This window comes from Collinsella aerofaciens, assembly GCF_964243765.1.
Lineage (GTDB): Bacteria > Actinomycetota > Coriobacteriia > Coriobacteriales > Coriobacteriaceae > Collinsella > Collinsella aerofaciens_BU.
In genome coordinates, this window is the sequence record NZ_CAXTGI010000006.1 from 18,163 (window position 1) to 37,500 (window position 19,338).

At 59.8% G+C, this 19,338-nt stretch carries 17 protein-coding genes; 14 read left to right on the forward strand and 3 right to left on the reverse strand.

Features of this window, described 5'->3' with window-relative positions:
- Positions 1–255: 255 nt before the first annotated feature.
- The 7 genes from ACESSC_RS05540 to ACESSC_RS05570 all read left to right on the forward strand — a co-directional run bounded on the left by ACESSC_RS05540 (position 256) and on the right by ACESSC_RS05570 (position 8,407).
- Positions 256–1,728 (forward strand): PTS fructose transporter subunit IIC, encoded by a 1,473-nt coding sequence (locus ACESSC_RS05540; RefSeq protein ID WP_271744609.1) that lies wholly within the window; start codon positions 256–258, stop codon positions 1,726–1,728.
- Between the two features lie 144 nt (positions 1,729–1,872).
- Positions 1,873–3,141, forward strand: coding sequence for a class II D-tagatose-bisphosphate aldolase non-catalytic subunit (locus ACESSC_RS05545; protein WP_373161734.1), 1,269 nt, complete (start codon positions 1,873–1,875; stop codon positions 3,139–3,141).
- Positions 3,142–3,266: 125 nt separating this feature from the next.
- Entirely contained in the window at positions 3,267–3,950 is a 684-nt protein-coding gene (locus ACESSC_RS05550; RefSeq protein WP_373161737.1) for a transaldolase family protein, read from the forward strand.
- Positions 3,951–4,012: 62 nt separating this feature from the next.
- Positions 4,013–4,843: a transketolase gene (locus ACESSC_RS05555; RefSeq protein WP_117817835.1), complete on the forward strand. Its 831-nt coding sequence runs from the start codon at positions 4,013–4,015 to the stop codon at positions 4,841–4,843.
- The gene (locus tag ACESSC_RS05560) at positions 4,843–5,781 is read left to right on the forward strand and encodes a transketolase family protein (RefSeq protein WP_161162226.1); all 939 of its coding nucleotides are present in this window, start codon (positions 4,843–4,845) and stop codon (positions 5,779–5,781) included. The genes ACESSC_RS05555 and ACESSC_RS05560 overlap by 1 nt, the downstream gene beginning before the upstream one ends.
- Before the next feature lie 11 nt (positions 5,782–5,792).
- Positions 5,793–6,245, forward strand: coding sequence for a PTS sugar transporter subunit IIA (locus tag ACESSC_RS05565; protein ID WP_373161740.1), 453 nt, complete (start codon positions 5,793–5,795; stop codon positions 6,243–6,245).
- 461 nt (positions 6,246–6,706) lie between these two features.
- Entirely contained in the window at positions 6,707–8,407 is a 1,701-nt protein-coding gene (locus ACESSC_RS05570; protein WP_373161742.1) for an ATP-binding protein, read from the forward strand.
- Between the two features lie 144 nt (positions 8,408–8,551).
- Here ACESSC_RS05570 and larE read toward each other — a convergent pair whose 3' ends face one another.
- Positions 8,552–9,430 carry an ATP-dependent sacrificial sulfur transferase LarE gene (gene larE / locus ACESSC_RS05575; RefSeq protein WP_373161744.1) on the reverse strand — a complete coding sequence of 293 codons (879 nt, stop codon included), beginning with the start codon at positions 9,428–9,430 and terminating at the stop codon, positions 8,552–8,554.
- Between the two features lie 167 nt (positions 9,431–9,597).
- Here larE and ACESSC_RS05580 point away from each other — a divergent pair, with 167 nt between their 5' ends.
- The gene (locus ACESSC_RS05580) at positions 9,598–10,248 is read left to right on the forward strand and encodes an HAD family hydrolase (protein WP_373161747.1); all 651 of its coding nucleotides are present in this window, start codon (positions 9,598–9,600) and stop codon (positions 10,246–10,248) included.
- 113 nt (positions 10,249–10,361) lie between these two features.
- Here the strand turns inward: ACESSC_RS05580 and ACESSC_RS05585 are convergent, their stop codons facing one another.
- Entirely contained in the window at positions 10,362–11,474 is a 1,113-nt protein-coding gene (locus ACESSC_RS05585; RefSeq protein ID WP_373161749.1) for a LacI family DNA-binding transcriptional regulator, read from the reverse strand.
- Between the two features lie 312 nt (positions 11,475–11,786).
- Between ACESSC_RS05585 and glmS the strand changes: the two genes are divergently transcribed.
- A complete protein-coding gene (gene glmS, locus ACESSC_RS05590; protein ID WP_373161750.1) occupies positions 11,787–13,634 on the forward strand; it encodes a glutamine--fructose-6-phosphate transaminase (isomerizing) in 1,848 nt (615 codons plus the stop codon).
- A gap of 143 nt (positions 13,635–13,777) precedes the next feature.
- Here glmS and ACESSC_RS05595 read toward each other — a convergent pair whose 3' ends face one another.
- Entirely contained in the window at positions 13,778–14,479 is a 702-nt protein-coding gene (locus ACESSC_RS05595; RefSeq protein WP_373161752.1) for a GntR family transcriptional regulator, read from the reverse strand.
- 193 nt (positions 14,480–14,672) lie between these two features.
- On the opposite strand from ACESSC_RS05595, the gene ACESSC_RS05600 reads away from it, so the two are divergent.
- The 5 genes from ACESSC_RS05600 to tnpA (ACESSC_RS05620) all read left to right on the forward strand — a co-directional run bounded on the left by ACESSC_RS05600 (position 14,673) and on the right by tnpA (ACESSC_RS05620) (position 19,258).
- Entirely contained in the window at positions 14,673–15,707 is a 1,035-nt protein-coding gene (locus tag ACESSC_RS05600; protein ID WP_373161755.1) for a YeiH family protein, read from the forward strand.
- A gap of 274 nt (positions 15,708–15,981) precedes the next feature.
- Positions 15,982–17,199, forward strand: a complete 1,218-nt coding sequence (locus ACESSC_RS05605) for a helix-turn-helix domain-containing protein (RefSeq protein WP_373161757.1) — start codon at positions 15,982–15,984, stop codon at positions 17,197–17,199.
- Positions 17,200–17,283: 84 nt separating this feature from the next.
- Complete coding sequence (locus ACESSC_RS05610) at positions 17,284–17,859, forward strand: hypothetical protein (RefSeq protein ID WP_373161759.1); 576 nt, start codon at positions 17,284–17,286, stop codon at positions 17,857–17,859.
- Positions 17,860–18,050: 191 nt separating this feature from the next.
- On the forward strand, positions 18,051–18,509 hold the full coding sequence (gene tnpA, locus ACESSC_RS05615; RefSeq protein WP_055250296.1) for an IS200/IS605 family transposase: 459 nt from the start codon (positions 18,051–18,053) through the stop codon (positions 18,507–18,509).
- A gap of 290 nt (positions 18,510–18,799) precedes the next feature.
- On the forward strand, positions 18,800–19,258 hold the full coding sequence (tnpA, locus tag ACESSC_RS05620; RefSeq protein ID WP_117776947.1) for an IS200/IS605 family transposase: 459 nt from the start codon (positions 18,800–18,802) through the stop codon (positions 19,256–19,258).
- The last annotated feature ends 80 nt before the right edge of the window (positions 19,259–19,338 follow it).

A 19,338-nucleotide genomic window follows, 5' to 3' on the forward strand; every position in this document is an offset into this window, starting at 1 on the left:
TACCGAGAAAATTAAATACTTCTTGACTTTTGAAATCGAGGGCAAAATCGCAGGATTCATTTTTGGTTAAACGCATAACTAAATCGCATAACCAACGCTCTGACCTGCGCGTTTACCGAAATAAGCTGGCATTAAGAAAAACGAGCACCTATATTGGTCTTGTCGAAAAGACAGCAAGTCCAAACGGCAGGGGATGCTCCGGAGGCCTCCGCAAACGGTGTCTTGCGCACGCAACTCTATGAAAAGAGGGAAGCAATGAAGATCGTAGGCGTTGCCGCCTGTACCGTGGGTATCGCCCACACGTATATGGCCCAGAAGGCGATTCAGGATGAATGCGCCGCCCGTGGCATCGAGTGCAAGGTCGAGGCTCAGGGTGGCCTGGGTATCGAGAATGAGCTCACGCAGGAAGACGTGGACTCCGCCGACCTGGTCCTGGAGTCCGTCGACGTGGGTGTCGAGAACGAGGACCGTTTTGAGCAGAAGATGGCCGAGGGCAAGTTCCTCAAGGTCGGTACTTCCGATGTGATCGCCGATCCGGTCAAGATTATCGACCAGGCTGTTGAGATCATCAAGGCGACGGGCGGTGCCGTTGACGCGCCCAAGGCCGAGGCCAAGGCAGAGAAGAAGGCCGTCTCCGCTGCCCCGCAGGCCCCGACACCGGCGTCCAAGCAGTCTATCTTTGCCGATCCGGGTAAGACACTGCTCAATGCATTCAATACCGGCGTTTCCTATTTTATCCCCATTGTCGTTATCGGTGGCGTGTTCCTCGCCTTCTCGTTGGCATCCGGTACTGCCGGTGCTAGCGGTATGGAGGTCACCAACCCGTTGATGGTGAGCCTTAATACCATCGGCATGGCCGGTATTTCCATGATGATTCCGGTGCTTGCGGCATACATCGCCTACTCGATGGCCGGCAAGCCCGCGCTCGCCCCCGGTTTTGTCCTGGGCTACTTGGTCAACAACGCCGTCGTCACTCCGAGCGGCAACAGCGTTTCGACTGGCTTCTTGGGCGCCATGATCATGGCTGTCATCTGCGGTTACTTTGTCCGCTGGATGAAGACCTGGAAGGTCAACAACACCATCCAGACCATCATGCCGATCCTGATCATCCCGATTCTGACCTCGCTCGTCCTGGGCATGGCCTACATCTACATCCTGGCCACGCCACTTGGCTTTGTGATGGATTGGCTCACCAGCGTGCTCGGTAGCCTGCAGGGCGGCTCCGCCGTCGTCTTGGGCCTGGTCATTGGCGTTATGACCGCCTTCGATATGGGTGGTCCCATCAATAAGACCGCTTCGACCTTTACTATGGCCATCATGGCCTCCGGCATCTATGGTCCCAACGGCATGTTCCGCGTCGCCGTCGCCATTCCCCCGATTGCCTGCGGTCTCGCTGCGCTCATCGCCAAGAACAAGTTCGATGACGCCGATCGCCAGATGGGTATCTCCGCACTGTTCATGGGCTGCATCGGCATTACCGAGGGTGCTATCCCCTTCGCGGTCAAGGACCTTGGCCACACCCTGCCCGGCATCTGCATCGGCTCTGCCGTGGGTGCGGCGCTCGCCGCCTTCCAGGGTATCGACTGCTACGTCCCGCACGGTGGCTTTATCGTCGCCCTTGCTACCAACAACGTCGCGCTGTTCTGCCTGGACATCGTGATCGGCTCCGTGGTCGCCGCCGCAATCCTGATTGCTATGAAGCCCGCGCTCGATAAGAAGGCCAAGTAAACCTCTAAGGACTCCGGTTGTGCGGAGGGATGGATTTGACTCCGCACAACCGCCCCTACACAACAAAATCCATCCGTACTGATAGGGCCCGCATCTGGGTCCCAGGGAACTTTTGTCAAAAATCCTCTGGAGAAGGAGAACAAAATGTCCAACCTCACCATCCGCCAGGCCGTTCAGGGCATGCTCAAGCTGCAGGATAGCGGTGATCACGCAACCATGGTCGGCATTGGCCCCATGAGCCCCAACCTGATTCAGGCCGTGTTCGAGCTTGCCAAGGACGAGGACTTCCCGCCCATGTTTATCGCCAGCCGCAACCAGGTCGATATGGACGAGATGGGCGCCGGCTACGTCAACGGTTGGGACCAGACGCGATTTGCCGCCGACATCAAGAAGGTTGCCGACGAGGTGGGTTACACCGGTCCGTACTACCTGTGCCGCGATCACGGCGGTCCGTGGCAGCGCGACGAGGAGCGTAACGCCCACCTGCCCGAGGACGAGGCCATGGAGCTCGCCCGCAAGTCCTTCGTCGCCGACATGGAGGCAGGCTTTGACCTGCTGATGGTCGACCCCACCAAGGACCCCTATCAGATCGGCAAGGTTATTCCGCTCGACGTGGTGCTTCGCCGCACGATCGATCTTATCGACTACCTCGAGCAGTACCGTCGCGAGCATAATCTGCCCGAGGTTGCCTATGAGGTCGGTACCGAGGAGACCAATGGCGGCTTGACCTCTACCGATAAGTACGAGGAGTTCATTTCTGCGCTGCAGCCCGAGCTCGAGAAGCGCGGCTGCCCCATGCCCACCTTTATCGTCGGCCAGACCGGTACGCTCACCCGTTGGACCGAGCAGATCGGTCACTATAACTTTAAGAACGCCCGCGAGCTCGCCGACATGGCCAAGCGCTATGGCGTGGGCCTGAAGGAGCACAACGCCGACTACCTGGATGACGCGACGCTGCTCGAGCACATTCCGGCTCACGTGACCGCTTCCAATGTCGCTCCCCAGTACGGCACCGAGGAGACCCGCGCTTACCTCAAGCTCTGCGCTACCGAGCAGATTCTGGTCGACAACGGCCTGTGCGACGATCCCTCCGACCTGTATCACACGCTGCTGGTCAAGGCTATCAAGACCGAGCGCTGGCGCAAGTGGATGACCGGCGACGATGTCAACCTGCAGGTTGACGACATTCTGGCCGACGACGAGCTCAGCCTGAAGATTCTGGATGTATCCGGCCACTACGCCTTTAACGATCCCGAGGTCAAGGATCAGGTCGAGAAGCTCTATCGCAACCTCGCTGCCCAGGACATCGACGGCAAGCGCTTTGTGATCGAGCACATCAAGCGCCCGATCAAGCAGTACGTCGTCGGTCTTAACCTCAAGGGTGTCACGAGCCGCATCGAGAAGGCTCTCTAAGTAGCTTTTCCTACACGACGCCGGGCCTGGGGCATGTCCCAGCTGCAGGCCCGGCACATAGGACAAAGGGACATCCCCTTTGTCCTATTTTTTGAGTTTTGGATTCCTCCGAAGGAGTTTGCACCATGAAGTTCTTTATCGATACCGCCAACCTTGACGAGATCGCCGAGGCCAAGAGCTGGGGCTGCCTTGCCGGCGTCACCACCAACCCGTCCCTGTACGCCAAGACCGGCGGCAAGCTGGCCGACTTTGAGCCCCACATGCTCAAGATCGCCGAGCTTTGCGAGGGACTGCCCGTGTCCGCCGAGTCCACCGCGACTACTGCCGAGGGCATGATCGAGGAGGGCAAGCGTCTCGCCGCCCTGGCTCCCAACATCGTGGTCAAGCTCCCCGTCTGTGAGGCCGGCCTCGCCGCCTGCCGCGCCCTGGCCGATGCAGCCGTGCGCGTCAACATGACGCTTGTTTTCTCGCCGACCCAGGCCCTCATGGCCGCCAACGCCGGTGCCCGCTACATTAGCCCGTTCGTCGGCCGCTTTGACGACATCGCCGAGGACGGTATTTCGCAGCTCGACAACGTTGTGACCTGCATTAAGAACTATGACTGGACTGGCAAGAACGTCGACGACACCGTCGAGATCATCACCGCATCCGTCCGCACGCCCAATCACGTGACCCAGGCGGCGCTGCTCGGTGCCGATATTGCGACCGTCCCCATGGCTGCTCTTAAGAAATGCCTGCATCACCCGCTGACCGACCAGGGCCTTGCCTCGTTCGAGGCCGACTGGAAAAAGGTCGTCGAGGCACAGTAACGATGGTTCTGCCGGCCCAGCATTTGTTATGCCGGGCCGGCGTGCTCAAGAGAGGAAACTCCATGACCGATCAGGAACTGGCCAAGATTGCCAATGAGGTTCGCCGCGGTATTGTCACGGGTGTCCACGCTGCCAAGTCGGGGCATCCGGGCGGATCGCTTGGCGCCGCCGACATTATGACCTACCTCTACTTTGAGGAAATGGATGTCGACCCGGCGAATCCGAGCTGCGCCGAGCGCGATCGCTTTGTGCTCTCCAAGGGACACTGCGCTCCGGCACTCTATGCCGTGCTCGCCGAGCGCGGGTTCTTTCCCAAGGAGGAGCTCGAGACGCTCCGTCATATCGGCAGCCGCCTGCAGGGCCATCCCAATATGAATGACACTCCGGGCGTCGACATGTCTACCGGATCGCTCGGTCAGGGTATCTCCGCCGCGGTTGGAATGGCGCTCGCCGCAAAGCACTGGGGTGACAGCTACCGTGTTTACACGCTGCTGGGCGACGGCGAGTGCGAGGAGGGCCAGGTGTGGGAGGCGGCCATGTTCGCTGGCAACCACGACTTGGATAACCTCGTTGCTATCGTCGATCACAATGGCCTGCAAATTGACGGCAGTATCGACGAAGTTAACTCGGCTATGCCGCTTGCCGACAAGTTCCGCGCCTTTAAGTGGCATGTGATCGAGCTCGCCGACGGTAACGACATGGCGCAGATTGCCGCCGCCTTTGCCGAGGCTCGCAAAGTGAGTGCCTCGCCCGTGGCCATTATCGCCGAGACGGTGAAGGGCAAGGGCGTCTCCTTTATGGAAAACCAGGTGGGCTGGCATGGCAAGGCACCCAACGATGAACAGTTTGAGCAGGCCATGGCCGAGCTCGCAGCAGCAGGGGAGGAGCTCTAATGGCAGACGTCAAGAAAGTTGCCACGCGCGTTAGCTACGGCGAGGCACTTGTCGAGCTGGGCAATGAGCGCGATGACTTTGTGGTCCTCGATGCTGATTTAGCCGCCGCCACGCAGACCGGTAAGTTTAAGGCTGCGCACCCTGAGCGCTTCTACGATGCCGGCATTGCCGAAAGCAACTTGATGGGGCTTGCCGCCGGCATTGCGACCACGGGCCACGTCGCCTTTGCGAGCACCTTTGCCATGTTCGCCGCCGGTCGTGCGTACGAGCAGGTGCGCAATTCCATCGGCTATCCGCACCTCAACGTCAAAATCGGCGCCACGCATGCGGGCATCTCGGTCGGTGAAGACGGCGCTACGCATCAGTGCTGCGAGGACATCGCGCTCATGCGCACTATTCCGGGTATGACGGTGATCGTTCCCGCAGATGACATCGAGGCTCGTGCTTGCGTGCGCGCCGCCTATGAGTTTGAAGGTCCGGTCTACATGCGCTTCGGCCGTCTGGCAACACCGGTCATCAACGACCGCGAGGACTATGAGTTCAAGATTGGTCGCGGCGTGGTCGTGCGCGAGGGGTCCGATGTGACCATCATCGCCTGCGGCCTGATGGTCGCCGAGGCGCTTGAGGCTGCCGAGGCGCTCGCTGCCGATGGTATTGACGCCGAGGTCATCAACATGCACACGATCAAGCCGCTTGATGAGCGCCTGGTGGTTGCCAGCGCCAAGAAGACTGGTCGTGTGGTCACTGCCGAGGAGCATTCGATTATCGGTGGTCTTGGCGAGGCCGTGGCCTCGGTGCTCGCGGAGCAGCATCCGGTGCCGATGCGTCGCGTCGGCGTGCGCGATGTGTACGGCGAGTCTGGCCCTGCGGTCGATTTGCTGCACAAGTACGGTTTGGACGCCGACGGCATCGAAGCTGCGGTCAGGTCTGTGCTGTAAGGAAGGTTTCCATGGGATTTGTATCTGCCAACCAAGTGACGATCGGGTATACCGCCGCCTCGCGCGAGGACGCCCTGCATTATTTGTCCGAGCAGGCCATCGAGCTCGGCTTTGCCGATGACGCATCTGCCGTAGAGGCTGCCTTTATTGCTCGCGAGAACGAGGCCGAGACCGGCCTTGTCGCCGGTTTTGCCGTTCCGCATGCCAAGAGCGACGCGATTCATACGCCGGGCGTTGCCGTGCTCAAACTGGCCGAGCCCGTCGAGTGGCCGAGCTTTGACGGCGTGCCCGTCGATGTCGCGCTTGCGCTGTACGTGCCCGCCGGCGAAGCTGGAACCACGCATCTGCGCCTGCTTTCCAAGGCTGCTGTGATGCTGATGGACGCCGGCTTCCGCGATAAGGTGCGCGCGAGCACCGATCCCGCTGAAATCGCGGAGCTTATTAACGCTGGGCTCGAGGGCTAGGTGTAACCTGCCCGCTCAATCAATCGATCCTTCTCCAAGGAAGGGGCCGCAACGCCATGCGACGCTGCGGCCCTGCTTGCGTTTCCCCAGATAAAACCTGCCAAAATAAACCTGTCCCTTTTTGGCAGGTTGGCGGGGCAATGCCCGCCAAACGAAGTTGCGGTGAAATAGTTCCTGTTGGGGCCGAGGGGCCGCAAAACAGGAACTATTTCACTGCAACTTAGGGTACGGTTGGCATGTGCGCGCTTTAAAGAGCGGAGCCCATGGTTGGAGAGATTACGCTCGTCTCTCTAAATGTCTCTCTAAAGAGAAAGTTGGTTAGAGAGATAGCCTCAGGCTATCTAGCAGTGAATTCGATACATCTCTCTAAATGTCTCTCTAAAACAAAGTGCTCATCTCTCTAAAGTTAGAGAGATATACTAAACTCTAGAGAGATAAATCTATTGTTTTAGAGAGACGGAATGCCAATGCTGCTGGATGAACCTCTTGGCCTTATCGTTGAGCGTCTTCGCAGACGGGGGACCGATGACGCATCGGTAGAAGTTAAAGCTTGCACGAATAAATTGAGTGTAGACGTATGGGAGACCGTGAGCGCTTTTGCGAACACCGCGGGTGGGCTCATTATTTTGGGCCTGAACGAAGTCGAAGGGTTTGTTCCTTCCGCTAATTTTGCTATCGACAGGGTGCGCGATCAGTTTGTTTCGGGCATCGGAGACGGAGGCTCAGCGGCGGTGGTGACCCATGCGCCGCGGTATGAGCTTGATCGGGGCGAGGTCGACGGGCTCCAGGTGCTTCTGGTGCGCATCTTTGAACTTGAGCTTAAAGCGAAGCCGTGCTATATCGGCGCGCGCGGCGTGCAGAATGGTAGCTACAAGCGCGTGGATGATAAAGATATTAAGATGTCGCCCGCTGAGCTATATGAGCTACAGAGCGCGTTGCTCCCGAGCGATGCAGACGGTACGGTGGTCCCGGAGGCAACAGTCGAGGATTTGGATCCAGATGTCGTGCGGTCTATTATCGCAAATCGTCGGCTGCAGACCCCGCGCGTTTTGCGCGGGGCCGATACGCTGGAAAAGCAGCTGGTCAGACTCAATATAACTACAAAGGATGGTGCCGTGAAGCTCGCGGGGCTTCTGTCGGCGGGAATTTACCCCCAGCAGTTCTATCCCAAGCTGATGATCGATGTCGCCGTTCATTCCGATGTGGAAAAATCTGCACCCGGGCAACCCCGGTTTATTGACCGCCAGTTGTGCGATGGCCCGATTCCGGCTTGCATCGAAGATGCCCTCGCCGCGATTGGACGAAACTTGCGCAAAACGGCGATAGTGCAAGGCGCTGGCAGAAGGGAGGATTGGGAAGTGCCCCAGGAGGTTTTGCGCGAGGCCTTGGCGAATGCCTGCATCCATCGAGAATACTCGCCCATGTTTGTGGGGCAGGCCGTGAGTGTCGATATCTATCCAGACAGAATAGAGATCAAAAACCCCGGCGGACTATGGGGTGGAAAGACGGTGGACAATCTTGCGGACGGGGAATCGCGCTGCCGAAACCCAAAGCTCATGAGCCTGATGGGGGCGACGCCGCTAGAGCATGCCGAGGGGGCTGTCGCGGAAAGCCAGGGATCTGGTATCCCGGCTATGATTCGTGAGATGGAGTCTCGTTCGCTTGGCAGGCCGAATTTTATCGTTAAGGCCGATTCGTTTACGGTGCTGCTTTCCCGGCACGGGGCGGAGCTTGCTGAGAACCGCTTGTGGATTCAGGGCCATGTGGGCACCGAGCTGACGGATCGCGAGGAAACATTGCTCATGTTTATGCGGGAACACGGGTGCGTATGCGATGTCCAAAAAATACGAGAGGCTTTGAAGTGGGATTCGGATGACATTCGCCTGATCTGCGGGGACCTTGTCGATAAACGTGTCCTGTCAAAATGTGGCAAAGACACGTTTGAAATTATCGATATGAGCAGGGAATCGTCAGCTTCGACGGCAGATAGGATCCTGGAGGCTCTCAGCGCCGGAACAGATATGACGGCGCGAGAAATAGCGGTTGCATCGGGGGTCAAGGTTTCGTCCGTCCGTTACCATCTGCCAAAAATGGCGGATAAAGGACTCATTGAAGTAATGGGTTTATCGACGAGCCGCAACCGCCGCTATCGGAAGAAGTAGATGCAGCCGAATCGCCTCTCTAGCGTCTCTCGAAGTTGGATGGATGCTAGAGAGGCGGTTGCCTCGCGATATTACCCTAGATAAAACCTGCCAAAATAAACCTGTCCCTTTTTGGCAGGTACGCCGTTTGTAAAACGGCGTAACCTAAAGGTTCATGTTGCCGTGGATGTAGGGGGTGACCTCGGGGGAGATGTGACCGCAGCCCAGCGCGCGCAGCGCGGACTCGATGGCGGCGGGCAGTGGGGTTTTGCCCTCGGCATCGACGGCGGTACCGCCGAGGGCGGCAATTTTGGCGACGTCTGCCGGCGCGGCCTCGATATGCATGCAGCCGCCGACGAGGCGTGCGCGCACCTGTGCCAGGCCAAGATCGTGCAGGTAATCCTCGCATGAACGGATTAAATCGACCTTCTCGCGTGTGAGCTCCTCGCCCGTGGGGATGCGCGTGGCAAGACAGGCGCCCGCCGGCAGGTTCCAAACGGGGTATCCCCAGGCGCGCAGCAACTCGCGTTCCTCGTCCTTGGTAAAGCCGACCTCCATGAGGGGTGAGCGCACGCCGAGCTCCTGGGCGGCGCGCATGCCGGGGCGGTAGTCGCCGCGGTCGCTTGCGTTGCTGCCGTCGATGACGGTGGGAAAACCCAGCGACCTGGCGTGGTTGACGATGGCGGTAAAGCCGGCGCGCTTGCAGTGGTAGCAGCGGTCAGCATCGTTGCAGGCTACCTGGGGAAGTTGCAGCTGGTCGACCGAAAGATTGAGCACGGGGAGCTTAAAATGCGGCCCCTCATCGGTTTGTCCGTCAACGGACCGCTCAAACGAAGCCTGCTCGGGTGTGCCGATGAGCGGCGTGGTGAGGTGAACGAGCAGCGTGTTGGCAGGCATGATGCGGGCGCAGACCGCGGCCAAAAAGCTGCTGTCGACGCCACCGGAAAAGCCGATGGCGACGCGTCCGTATGCCAAAAGCAGCTGCTCGAGCGCTGCGAGTTTGTCCTGAAGCTCCTCTGCAGGTGCGGTGGTGTCTGAAAACATGAAATGTTCCTTACCGTTGAGTACTCGATCGAAAACTATAATCCTACCGAGTAGCTCGCCATAAGACTTCTATCTATGTAACGAAAGTGCAATATGCTATATACGTTATATACAAGTTTGTAAAGTGCGGTAGAGTGGCAGTAACGCAATCCGGTGAGGGGACCGATATGATCAAGGCTGTTATTTTTGACATGGACGGAACGCTGGTCGATACCGAGCGTTTGGGCATCAAGGCGTGGAAAGCGGGCGCGGTCGAGCTGGGAATCGCGATTGATGATGCGCTAATCCATCAGTTTATCGGTCGCACGCTGCCCGATGTCATGGACATTCTTGAGGCGCATTACGGCAGCAGAGAAACCGCTGAGGCGATCTATCATCGCCACAAGGAGATTCGCGACGAGATAGTCAAGACCGATTTGGAGCTTAAGGCCGGTGCCGCCGAGTGCATAGACGAGCTGCTGGCTGCGGGCTATCACGTGGGCCTGGCGACGTCGTCGCGTCTCGTTACGGCCGAGCGCAACCTTAAGATGGTCGGTCTTTTTGACAAGTTTGAGACGGTGACCTGCGGCGAGGACGTCGTGCACGGTAAGCCCGACCCCGAGATGTATCTGCTCGCCTGCGAGCGCGCGGGCTTCGCTCCCGAGGAATGTGCCGTGGTCGAGGATTCGCGCAACGGCTGCGCCTCGGGCATTACGGCCGGCTGTCATGTCTTTGCCGTCCCCGATATCGTGCCGCTGCCGCAGGACGTGGTGGATGGCTGCGAGGCCGTGCTCGATACGCTGTTCGATCTGACGGCGGCGGTCAAGGCCGTGCTCTAGACAATTGCGGTGTTGAAACGAGCAATTACCCACGTTTGCGCTTAAGCAAAAGGGGCCCGGCAATGGTCGGGCCCCTTTTGCTTAAGCGGCGACTTGGCATACTTGCGCGCGTGCTATAGATACGCGCCCAGGTTGATGGCGGTGGCTTCGGCGTGGTTGCTTGCCTGGGTGCTGGCGCGTTCCAGCAGGAACGGCCGCACGAGTTCTTGGCGGTTGATGTCCTCGATGGCTGTGACCGCGGTGACGGTGCGCGCTGCAGAGCCGATGCGGACGTGCTTGGTCTTTGCCGGCGCCTTGTTCTCGATTTGCTCCATGAGCAATTGAACACCCTTGCGGCCAATTTCGTAGCCCGGCGGCGCCACGGTGGTAAGGGGGACCGACCCGCTCCAGGCAAGTGGATTGCCGTCGCAGCCGGCCACGCGGACCTGCTCGGGGACGGAGATGCCTTTGTCTATCAGCGCCGAGATAACGCCCGATGCCAGTACGTCGGTCAGGCCGACGACAAAATCGGGGCGTTCGTTCGCGGGGCGCGCGGCGATTTGGGCGCCGATGCCGTAGCCGTCGGCGGCGGTATTCCATTCGCCGGCGTCGATGACCTCAATTATGATATCGGGATGCAGGGCAAGTGCCTTGTGGATGCCAAGGACGCGCAGGGTGAGCTGCATAAATGCCGCTCGGCCCACAACGACGATGCGGTGTGCGCCGCGGGCGATGGCGAGCTCGGCGATAATGCGCCCCTGTGCCTCGTTGTCGGCGGCCACGTAGTAACCGGGTTCTGAACAATGGACGTCCAGATGGACGATGGGGACGGGAATCTTGGTCATGGCGGGGTGCCAATTGGGAGATGACATGGGCTGAACCATGACGCCGGACATTTGGGTGCCCATAAAATAGCGCAGGTAATGGTCCTCGAGAATGTCGTCGTTATCGGCGTTGGCGATGAGCAGGTCATAACCGTGCTTGCGGGCCTCGTTATGGGCGCCGCTGGCAATCTGGAGCGAAAAGCCGTGATCGAGACGGGGGAGGACCAGGCCAAAGGACTTGGTGGTGCCGCCGGCCAGCTGGCGAGCGCTTTGGTTGGGCAGGTAGCCCAAGCGATTGATGGTCTCGTTGATGAGCTTGAGGGTCTCGGGGCGCAGCTTTTCGGGATGGTTGAGCGCGTTGGAAACCGTGCCCAACGAAACCCCGGCCTCGCGCGCGACGTCGCTGATTTTTACCTTTGCCATAGCGGCCCCTTTGATGCGTTTCAAGTATAAGCCAGATTGTAGCATCCCAAACCTGCCAAAAAGGGACAGGTTTATTTTGGCAGGTTTTATCTGGGGAAACGCTGTTGCCAACGCGATCGCCACGAAGGGGACAGGCACCTTTGTGGTGGTTTGGACCGGCTGGACGTGTGTGCATCGAGTGGTATCTAAGTTGAGATACCACTTCTGGTATATCAGCTTGCGTTTGCGTGAGTACAATACTCGAACGTTATACGTCTCAGCGCCCCCTGTGCGTGGACGTCTTGCAGTCACGCGAACGAAGGGATTTATCCTATGTGCGGAATCGTCGGCTACACCGGCTCTGATATTGCAAAGAACATCCTGGTCACGGGCCTCAAGCGTATGGAGTATCGCGGCTATGACTCCTCGGGCGTCGCGCTCGAGGTGGGCGAGGGCGCCGCGGCGCACCTCGACGTCATCCGCCGCGTGGGCAAGGTCGCGGGCCTGGAGAGCGAGCTTTCCAACATCGACAGCGACGCTACCTGCGGTATCGGCCACACCCGTTGGGCCACCCACGGCAAGCCCTCCGTCGCTAACGCTCATCCCCACACCAGCTGCGACGGTCGTATCGCCATCGTCCACAACGGTATCATCGAGAACTTCGCCGAGCTGCGCGAAGAGCTGGAGGGCCGCGGCCACCACTTTAAGAGCGAGACCGATACCGAGGTCTTCGCGCATCTGATCGAAGAGGCTTATGCCGAGACGCACGACCTGATGGCCTCCGTGCGCGAGGCCTGCACCCACGTGGTGGGCGCCTATGGCTTGGCCGCCGTGTGCGCCGACGAGCCTGGCGTAATCGCCGTGGCCCGCAAGGATTCCCCGATCGTGGTCGGCATGGGCGAGACCGGCTCCTACGTTGCCTCCGATGTCATCGCGCTCATCGACGCCACCCGCGATGTCGTGGTGCTCGAGGACGGTCAGTTTGCCAAGCTCACGCCTGCGGGCGTCGAGTATACCGACGAGGCCGGCAATGTCATCGAGCCCAAGGTCACCCACATCGACTGGGACCTGGACATGGCCGAAAAGGGTGGCTACCCCGACTTTATGCTCAAGGAAATCCACGAGCAGCCGCGCGTCGTGCGCGACACGCTGGTCGGTCGTATGACGCCGGCCGGCGAGCTCGACATCGACGAGCTGGGCCTTTCGCTCGAGGAGCTCAACGATATCGATCGCGTCTACGTGATCGCTTGCGGCACCAGCTATCACGCTGGCCTCATTGCTAAGAATCTCATTGAGGGCTGGGCTCGCATCCCCACCGAGGTCGAGGCGGCAAGCGAGTTCCGCTACCGCAACCCCATCATCACGCCGACGACGCTCGTCGTGGCCGTGTCCCAGTCGGGCGAGACGGCCGACACCCTTGCCGCCATTCGCGATGCGCGCATCAAGGGCGCCAAGGTCTTCGGCATCACTAACGTGGTGGGCAGCCCGGTGGCGCGCGAAAGCGATGGCGTCATCTATACCAAGGCCAACAAGGAGATCGCGGTCGCCTCGACCAAGAGCTTTATCGGCCAGGTTGTGAGCCTGACGCTGCTGGCGCTGCTGCTGGCGCAGGTCAAGTACCGCCTGACCACCAAGCAGGCGCGCATGCTGTTCCGCGAGCTTTCCGATACGGCCGAGCAGATCCAGTGGATTCTGGACACGCAGACCGAGGCCGTGCACGAGGCCGCGCTTGTCTGCAAAGACGCGCAGTCCGCACTGTTCGTGGGTCGCGGCATGGGTGCCGCCATTTCCTACGAGGGCGCGCTCAAGCTCAAGGAGGTCAGCTACCTGCACGCCGAGGCCTACGCCGCCGGCGAGATGAAGCACGGTCCCATCGCACTGATCGATCCGGGCTTCCCCGTCATCGCGGTGGCCACCAAGAGTGCCACCTACGACAAGACCGTGTCGAACCTCATGGAGTGCAAGGCGCGCGGCGCCAAGGTCATCGTCGTTGCCACCGAGGGCGACGAGGAGATCAACAAGATCGCCGACTGCATCATTCGCGTGCCGGCTGTCCGCAACGTGTTCAGCCCCATCACGGCGAGCGTACCGCTGCAGTTGCTTGCCCGCGAGGTCGCCATCCTGCGCGGCTGCGACGTCGACCAACCTCGTAACCTGGCGAAAAGCGTTACTGTCGAGTAGCGGATGTTGCGCCAGGTATGTGGCGTTGCCGTTGTTGGTGCTACTTAACAGCCAAGGCCCGGCTCCGCATCAAGACGGAGCCGGGCCTTGTTGCATTTGCCCAGATAAAACCTGCCAAAATAAACCTGTCCCTTTTTGGCAGGTTAGCGAAGCTTGCTGGTCTCGAAGTACTCGGGGAACTGGTCCAGGACCTCGGTTTGGTTGCGGAACATCATATGCAGGTGCTTGCTGACCAAAAAGCTCGCCTCGATGGGGTCGCGACCGGCGATGGCGCGGCGGATTTGCTTATGCTCGTTCACGATGTCCTGATTGTCGAGAACCTGCGTAGCGGCACGCAGCCAGCGGAAGCGCTCCAGGTCGGCATTGGTCTCTTCGAGCCACGACCACACGGTGCTACGGCATGCGATGCTAAAGATCATGCGGTGCATGAGGTTGTCGCTTAAAAAGAAGCCGATGCGATCCTCTTCGGCCATCGCCTTTTCCTGCAGCACGATGGCGCGGTCGAGCTGCTCGACGCCTGCCGAGGTGGCGCGCGCGCAGCACTCTACAATCACCTGTTTTTCCAGGTGCTCGCGAATGTAGCAGGCACTCTCGGCAAGGGTGAGGTTGATGGGCGAGACATAGGTGCCGCTTTGGGGCACGGTGCGCACCAGGCCTTCTTGCGCCAAGCGCACCAACGCTTCGCGCACGGGGGTGCGCCCCATATCCAGGTCATCGCACAGCTGCTTGACGCCCAGCTTTTCGCCCGGCTTATAGTCCAGGTAGACGATTTTGCGTCGAATGGTGTGGTAGGACTGGTCCTGTAGGCTCGTTTCCTGTTCGCCGACGTGCATCGATTCTTCCATAGCGCCTCGCAACCACTCTCTCACACTCATATGTCAGTTGCTTATTATGCCGCGAATCAGCTCTCCGCGGTGGGCAATTCAATCGCTGCCCGAGAACTTTTGCGACATTTTTGTCTGCGTTTGCGCGGGATTGCGCTTAGCGTTGCCGTATCATAAGCCGTCGCAAACGTGAAAGAGAAAGAAGGAATCCCATATGCAACTGGCGAATACCGTACGCGAGCGCTGGAAGGGCGTCTTGTTCTGCCTGGTCATCGCTATCCCCGCAACGCTGCTCGGCAAACAAATTGAGGTGGTCGGCGGGCCGGTATTTGCCATCCTCTTTGGCATGGTCCTGGCGCTCGTCTTTCCCAAGAATCACCGCGAACAGCTTGCCGCCGGCGTCACCTATACGTCCAAAAAAGTCTTGCAGTACGCGGTTATTCTGCTTGGCTTTGGGATGAACCTCTCCCAGATTCTGTCCAAGGGCGCCCAGTCGCTGCCTATTATCGTGGCGACGATCTCGACCTCGCTTGTCATCGCCTTTGTGCTCTGCCGCGTTATGAACGTGCCGGGTAAGATCGCGACGCTTGTGGGTGTGGGTTCGTCGATTTGCGGCGGTTCTGCCATCGCCGCGACCGCGCCCGTCATCGATGCCGACGATCGTGAGATTGCCCAGGCTATTTCGGTCATCTTCCTGTTTAACGTTATCGCGGCGCTCGTGTTTCCGACGCTCGGCGGCATGCTCGGGCTGACCAACGAGGGCTTTGGCCTGTTTGCCGGCACCGCCATCAACGACACCTCATCGGTAACGGCTGCGGCGAGCGCCTGGGACAGTATGCATCCCGGCGCCAATGTGCTCGAAAGCGCCACAGTGGTCAAGCTCACCAGGACGCTGGCCATTATTCCCATTACGTTGGTTCTCGCATGCTGGCAGATGCATCTGGCGCGCAAGGCCGGCGGCGACGCCAAAAGCACGTTCTCACTTAAACGCGCGTTTCCCATGTTCGTGCTGTTCTTTGTGCTGGCGAGCGTGGTCACCACGGTGTTTCAGCTTCCCGCGTCCATTACGGCGCCCATCAAGGAGCTGTCGAAGTTCTTTATCGTGATGGCCATGGCGGCTATTGGCTTTAATACCGATATCGTCGAGCTGGTCAAAAAAGGCGGCAAGCCCATCGCATTGGGCTTTTGCTGCTGGATTGGCATTGCATGCATGAGTTTGGGGATGCAGCACGTGCTGGGAATCTGGTAGAGAAGCAGCCGATTTGCGTGCTGCGTGCTGACGTGTTGGCGCGCGCATGCCTGCGGTGGAGCGATAGGAGCTCTTGCGGGTATGGCTTGTCCGCAGGTTTATAAGTCCCGAAGAGCTCTTATCGCCCCGCCAGGATGGCGATGCGGGGCAACACCTATACTCGCAGGACGGCGCTTTCTGCCCTATAGTGTTTGGTGAGCAATATCGTTCAATTTTGAAACACTCGGTTGTGCGACCGTCGGTGGTTGCACGTCGCCGCGGACAGGGGCAAATCATGGATAGCGATGCCAAGCTGAACGTCTTGACCGAGGCCCTGGCTGCTGCCGGGGCCTCGGCATTGGCAATCGATGCGCGTGGGGACGTCGCGATTTCGACCATGAATGACGCGGCGCTTGAGCGGGATGTGGCGGCTTTTGTCGCTGAGCGCCTCGACCGTATAGGAGACGGCGCGCGTCTGGTTATGGGGCGTGCGGGTACGCGCCTGAGCCTGACCGTTCGCCCCACCGACAAAGAGGGCGGGGGCCTTTGGGTCGTCGTGGTCCGCGAGGTGCGCGGCGCCGCGGCACATGCGGGCATCGAGTGGCTCAACGCCGACGAAGTTGAGGCCCGCTACGAATCGAGCGCGTACGGCATCGTTGAGGGGGCGGCCTCGGTAGCTGAGCCGGTCGCCGAGAGCTACGCGCGCGGCGTGCCCCTTATGCTCGAGGGCGAGTTGGGAGCGGGTCAGGTCGAGATCGCCAAGCGCCTCTATCTGGACGGTCCTTTTGCCGATCAACCCTTTGTTGCCGTTGCGCTCGATGAGCTTACCGATCGCGGTTGGCGCCACGTGCTCAAAAGCGCCGAATCGCCGTTGTTCCAAACGGGGCTGACACTTTGCATTGCGGGCTGGAATGCGGTTGGCCCCCAGCGCCTTCGCGAGCTCGTTTCCACGATGGCCGACACCGCGTTGGCGACGCGCTGCCATGTGGTGCTGACGGCGAATGACATGCCGGGCGGCAGCGAAAGTGATCAAGCCGCCTTTGTGACCGAGCGTTTCGCCTGTGCGGTGAGCGTGGCGCCGGCAATCGTCGAGCAGGGAGCCGCGTCGACGAAGGTTGCGCGCTATTTGGAATATCTCGCTGGTGCATTTGGGACGGCAGCGCCCACGCTGTCTGCCGCAGCGACGAAGGCGCTCGATGCTTACCGCTGGCCGCGCAATTATCTGCAGCTCCGCGAGGTCTCGGAACGACTGTATATATTGGTGGGGGCGGGCACGGTGGATCGTGCTGTGGCGGAGGAAGTGCTAGCCCAAGAGGACGTGATTAAGACCGCAACCTTTGGCGCCCCGACACTCGAAAGCGACCTGTATATCCTGCGACCGCTGGCCGATACCGAGCGAGATATCGCGCATCTGGTTGTAAATCATCTCCATGGCAACCGAACCCGTGTGGCGGAGGTGCTGGGCATAAGCCGAACAACGCTGTGGCGCTTGCTGAAGGACGATGACCGTTGAGCGAGGCGCCCGTGACCGCGCGCGACGCGTGTGCTACAGTCCAAAGCGTTATTGTTTCGATTTGGTTACGGCGTGCGGGGGCGTATGGCTGAGACTACAAAACCGAGCCGCAGAAGGCGGAGTGCCGCGCCGGTCAACCGACGCACAACATCGGTGACGTGGGGCAAACACGCCTCGGGGTTTGATGGTTCGTTCAAGCGCACTAAATACGGCTATCCTTCGGCAAGCGCCCGCTTGGCCATGCAGGCAGAGTCCTCGTTGTGGGGCCGCAAACGCGTGGTGGGCTCAAAGCTCAAGCACGACGGAACGCTCGGTTACATCAGCCGCGGGGCGGCTCGTCGCAGCGGACTCAATCCGGCTGGTTGGCATCGTTATGTTCCGATCGCGGTCGTCATTGCGGTGATCATCATCGCACTCGCTGCGCTTGGCTACGCCGGCGGCGGCGCCAACTTGGACGCAATGTTTAAATCGCCCGAGCTCGCGCATGCAGGTACAGAAGTTGTCGAGGGCGCACAGACCCAGACGGGCGTTGCGCCCCAGCGCGGTATCGTTGCGGCAGCCTCCACCATCGCCGACGCTCAAAAGGACGAGGGCGAACAGGGCGACGGCGCCGAAACGACCCACACGGATGAAACGACGACAACTCCATCGGCAAGATAAGTTGCGAGCGGGTCCGCCGTTCGTTAGAACGGCGGAACTAATTTCAAGACTTTAGTCTGCTGGCCGCGCAGCGGCCAGCTTTAAACCACCCGCTACGCGGGTGGAGACAAACGGCTTTACAAAGCCACCCCTCCGACCGATATTGACGATTGTTCAGGCCGTCAAGAATTCGAGTCGAAGGGGTGGTCGCCATGGCCCAGAAGGCCTACAGCCTTTCCCACACGAAGTGGATGTGCAAGTACCACATCGTGTTCACGCCGAAGTATAGGCGCAAAGTGATCTACAACCAAATCAGGAGCGACATAGGGGAGATCCTCAGGAAGCTGTGCGAGTACAAGGGGATCGAGATAATCGAGGGGCACCTGATGCCCGACCACGTGCACGTGTTGCTGGCGATCCCGCCGAAGTACAGCGTCGCGAGCGTCATGGGCTACCTGAAGGGGAAGAGCTCGCTGATGATATTCGACAGGCACGCCAACCTCAAGTACAAGTTCGGCAACAGGAAGTTCTGGGCGGAGGGCTACTACGTGTCCACCGTCGGCCTGAACGAGGCGACGATCGCCAAGTACATCAGGGAGCAGGAGTCCCACGACATCGCGCTGGACAAGCTGAGCGTGAAGGAGTACGAGGACCCCTTCAAGAGGAGGTGATCCTGCCGGTTCGACCGGCGCGCCACGGGTCAAGATGCACTAGGCCTGGACGAAGTCCGGGCCCGCGCCTTTAGACGCGAGCCCGGGGCCCGTGGGTTATACCCTAAGAGCAAACCACCCTTTTTAAGGGTGGTTCTGATTTTCAAGACTTTAGTCTGCTGGCCGCGCAGCGGCCAGCTTTAAACCACCCGCTACGCGGGTGGAGACAAACGGCTTTACAAAGCCACCCCTCCGACCGATATTGACGATTGTTCAGGCCGTCAAGAATTCGAGTCGAAGGGGTGGTCGCCATGGCCCAGAAGGCCTACAGCCTTTCCCACACGAAGTGGATGTGCAAGTACCACATCGTGTTCACGCCGAAGTATAGGCGCAAAGTGATCTACAACCAAATCAGGAGCGACATAGGGGAGATCCTCAGGAAGCTGTGCGAGTACAAGGGGATCGAGATAATCGAGGGGCACCTGATGCCCGACCACGTGCACGTGCTGCTGGCGATCCCGCCGAAGCACAGCGTCGCGAGCGTCATGGGCTACCTGAAGGGGAAGAGCTCGCTGATGATATTCGACAGGCACGCCAACCTCAAGTACAAGTTCGGCAACAGGAAGTTCTGGGCGGAGGGCTACTACGTGTCCACCGTCGGCCTGAACGAGGCGACGATCGCCAAGTACATCAGGGAGCAGGAGTCCCACGACATCGCGCTGGACAAGCTGAGCGTGAAGGAGTACGAGGACCCCTTCAAGAGGAGGTGATCCTGCCGGTTCGACCGGCGCGCCACGGGTCAAGATGCACTAGGCCTGGACGAAGTCCGGGCCCGCGCCTTTAGACGCGA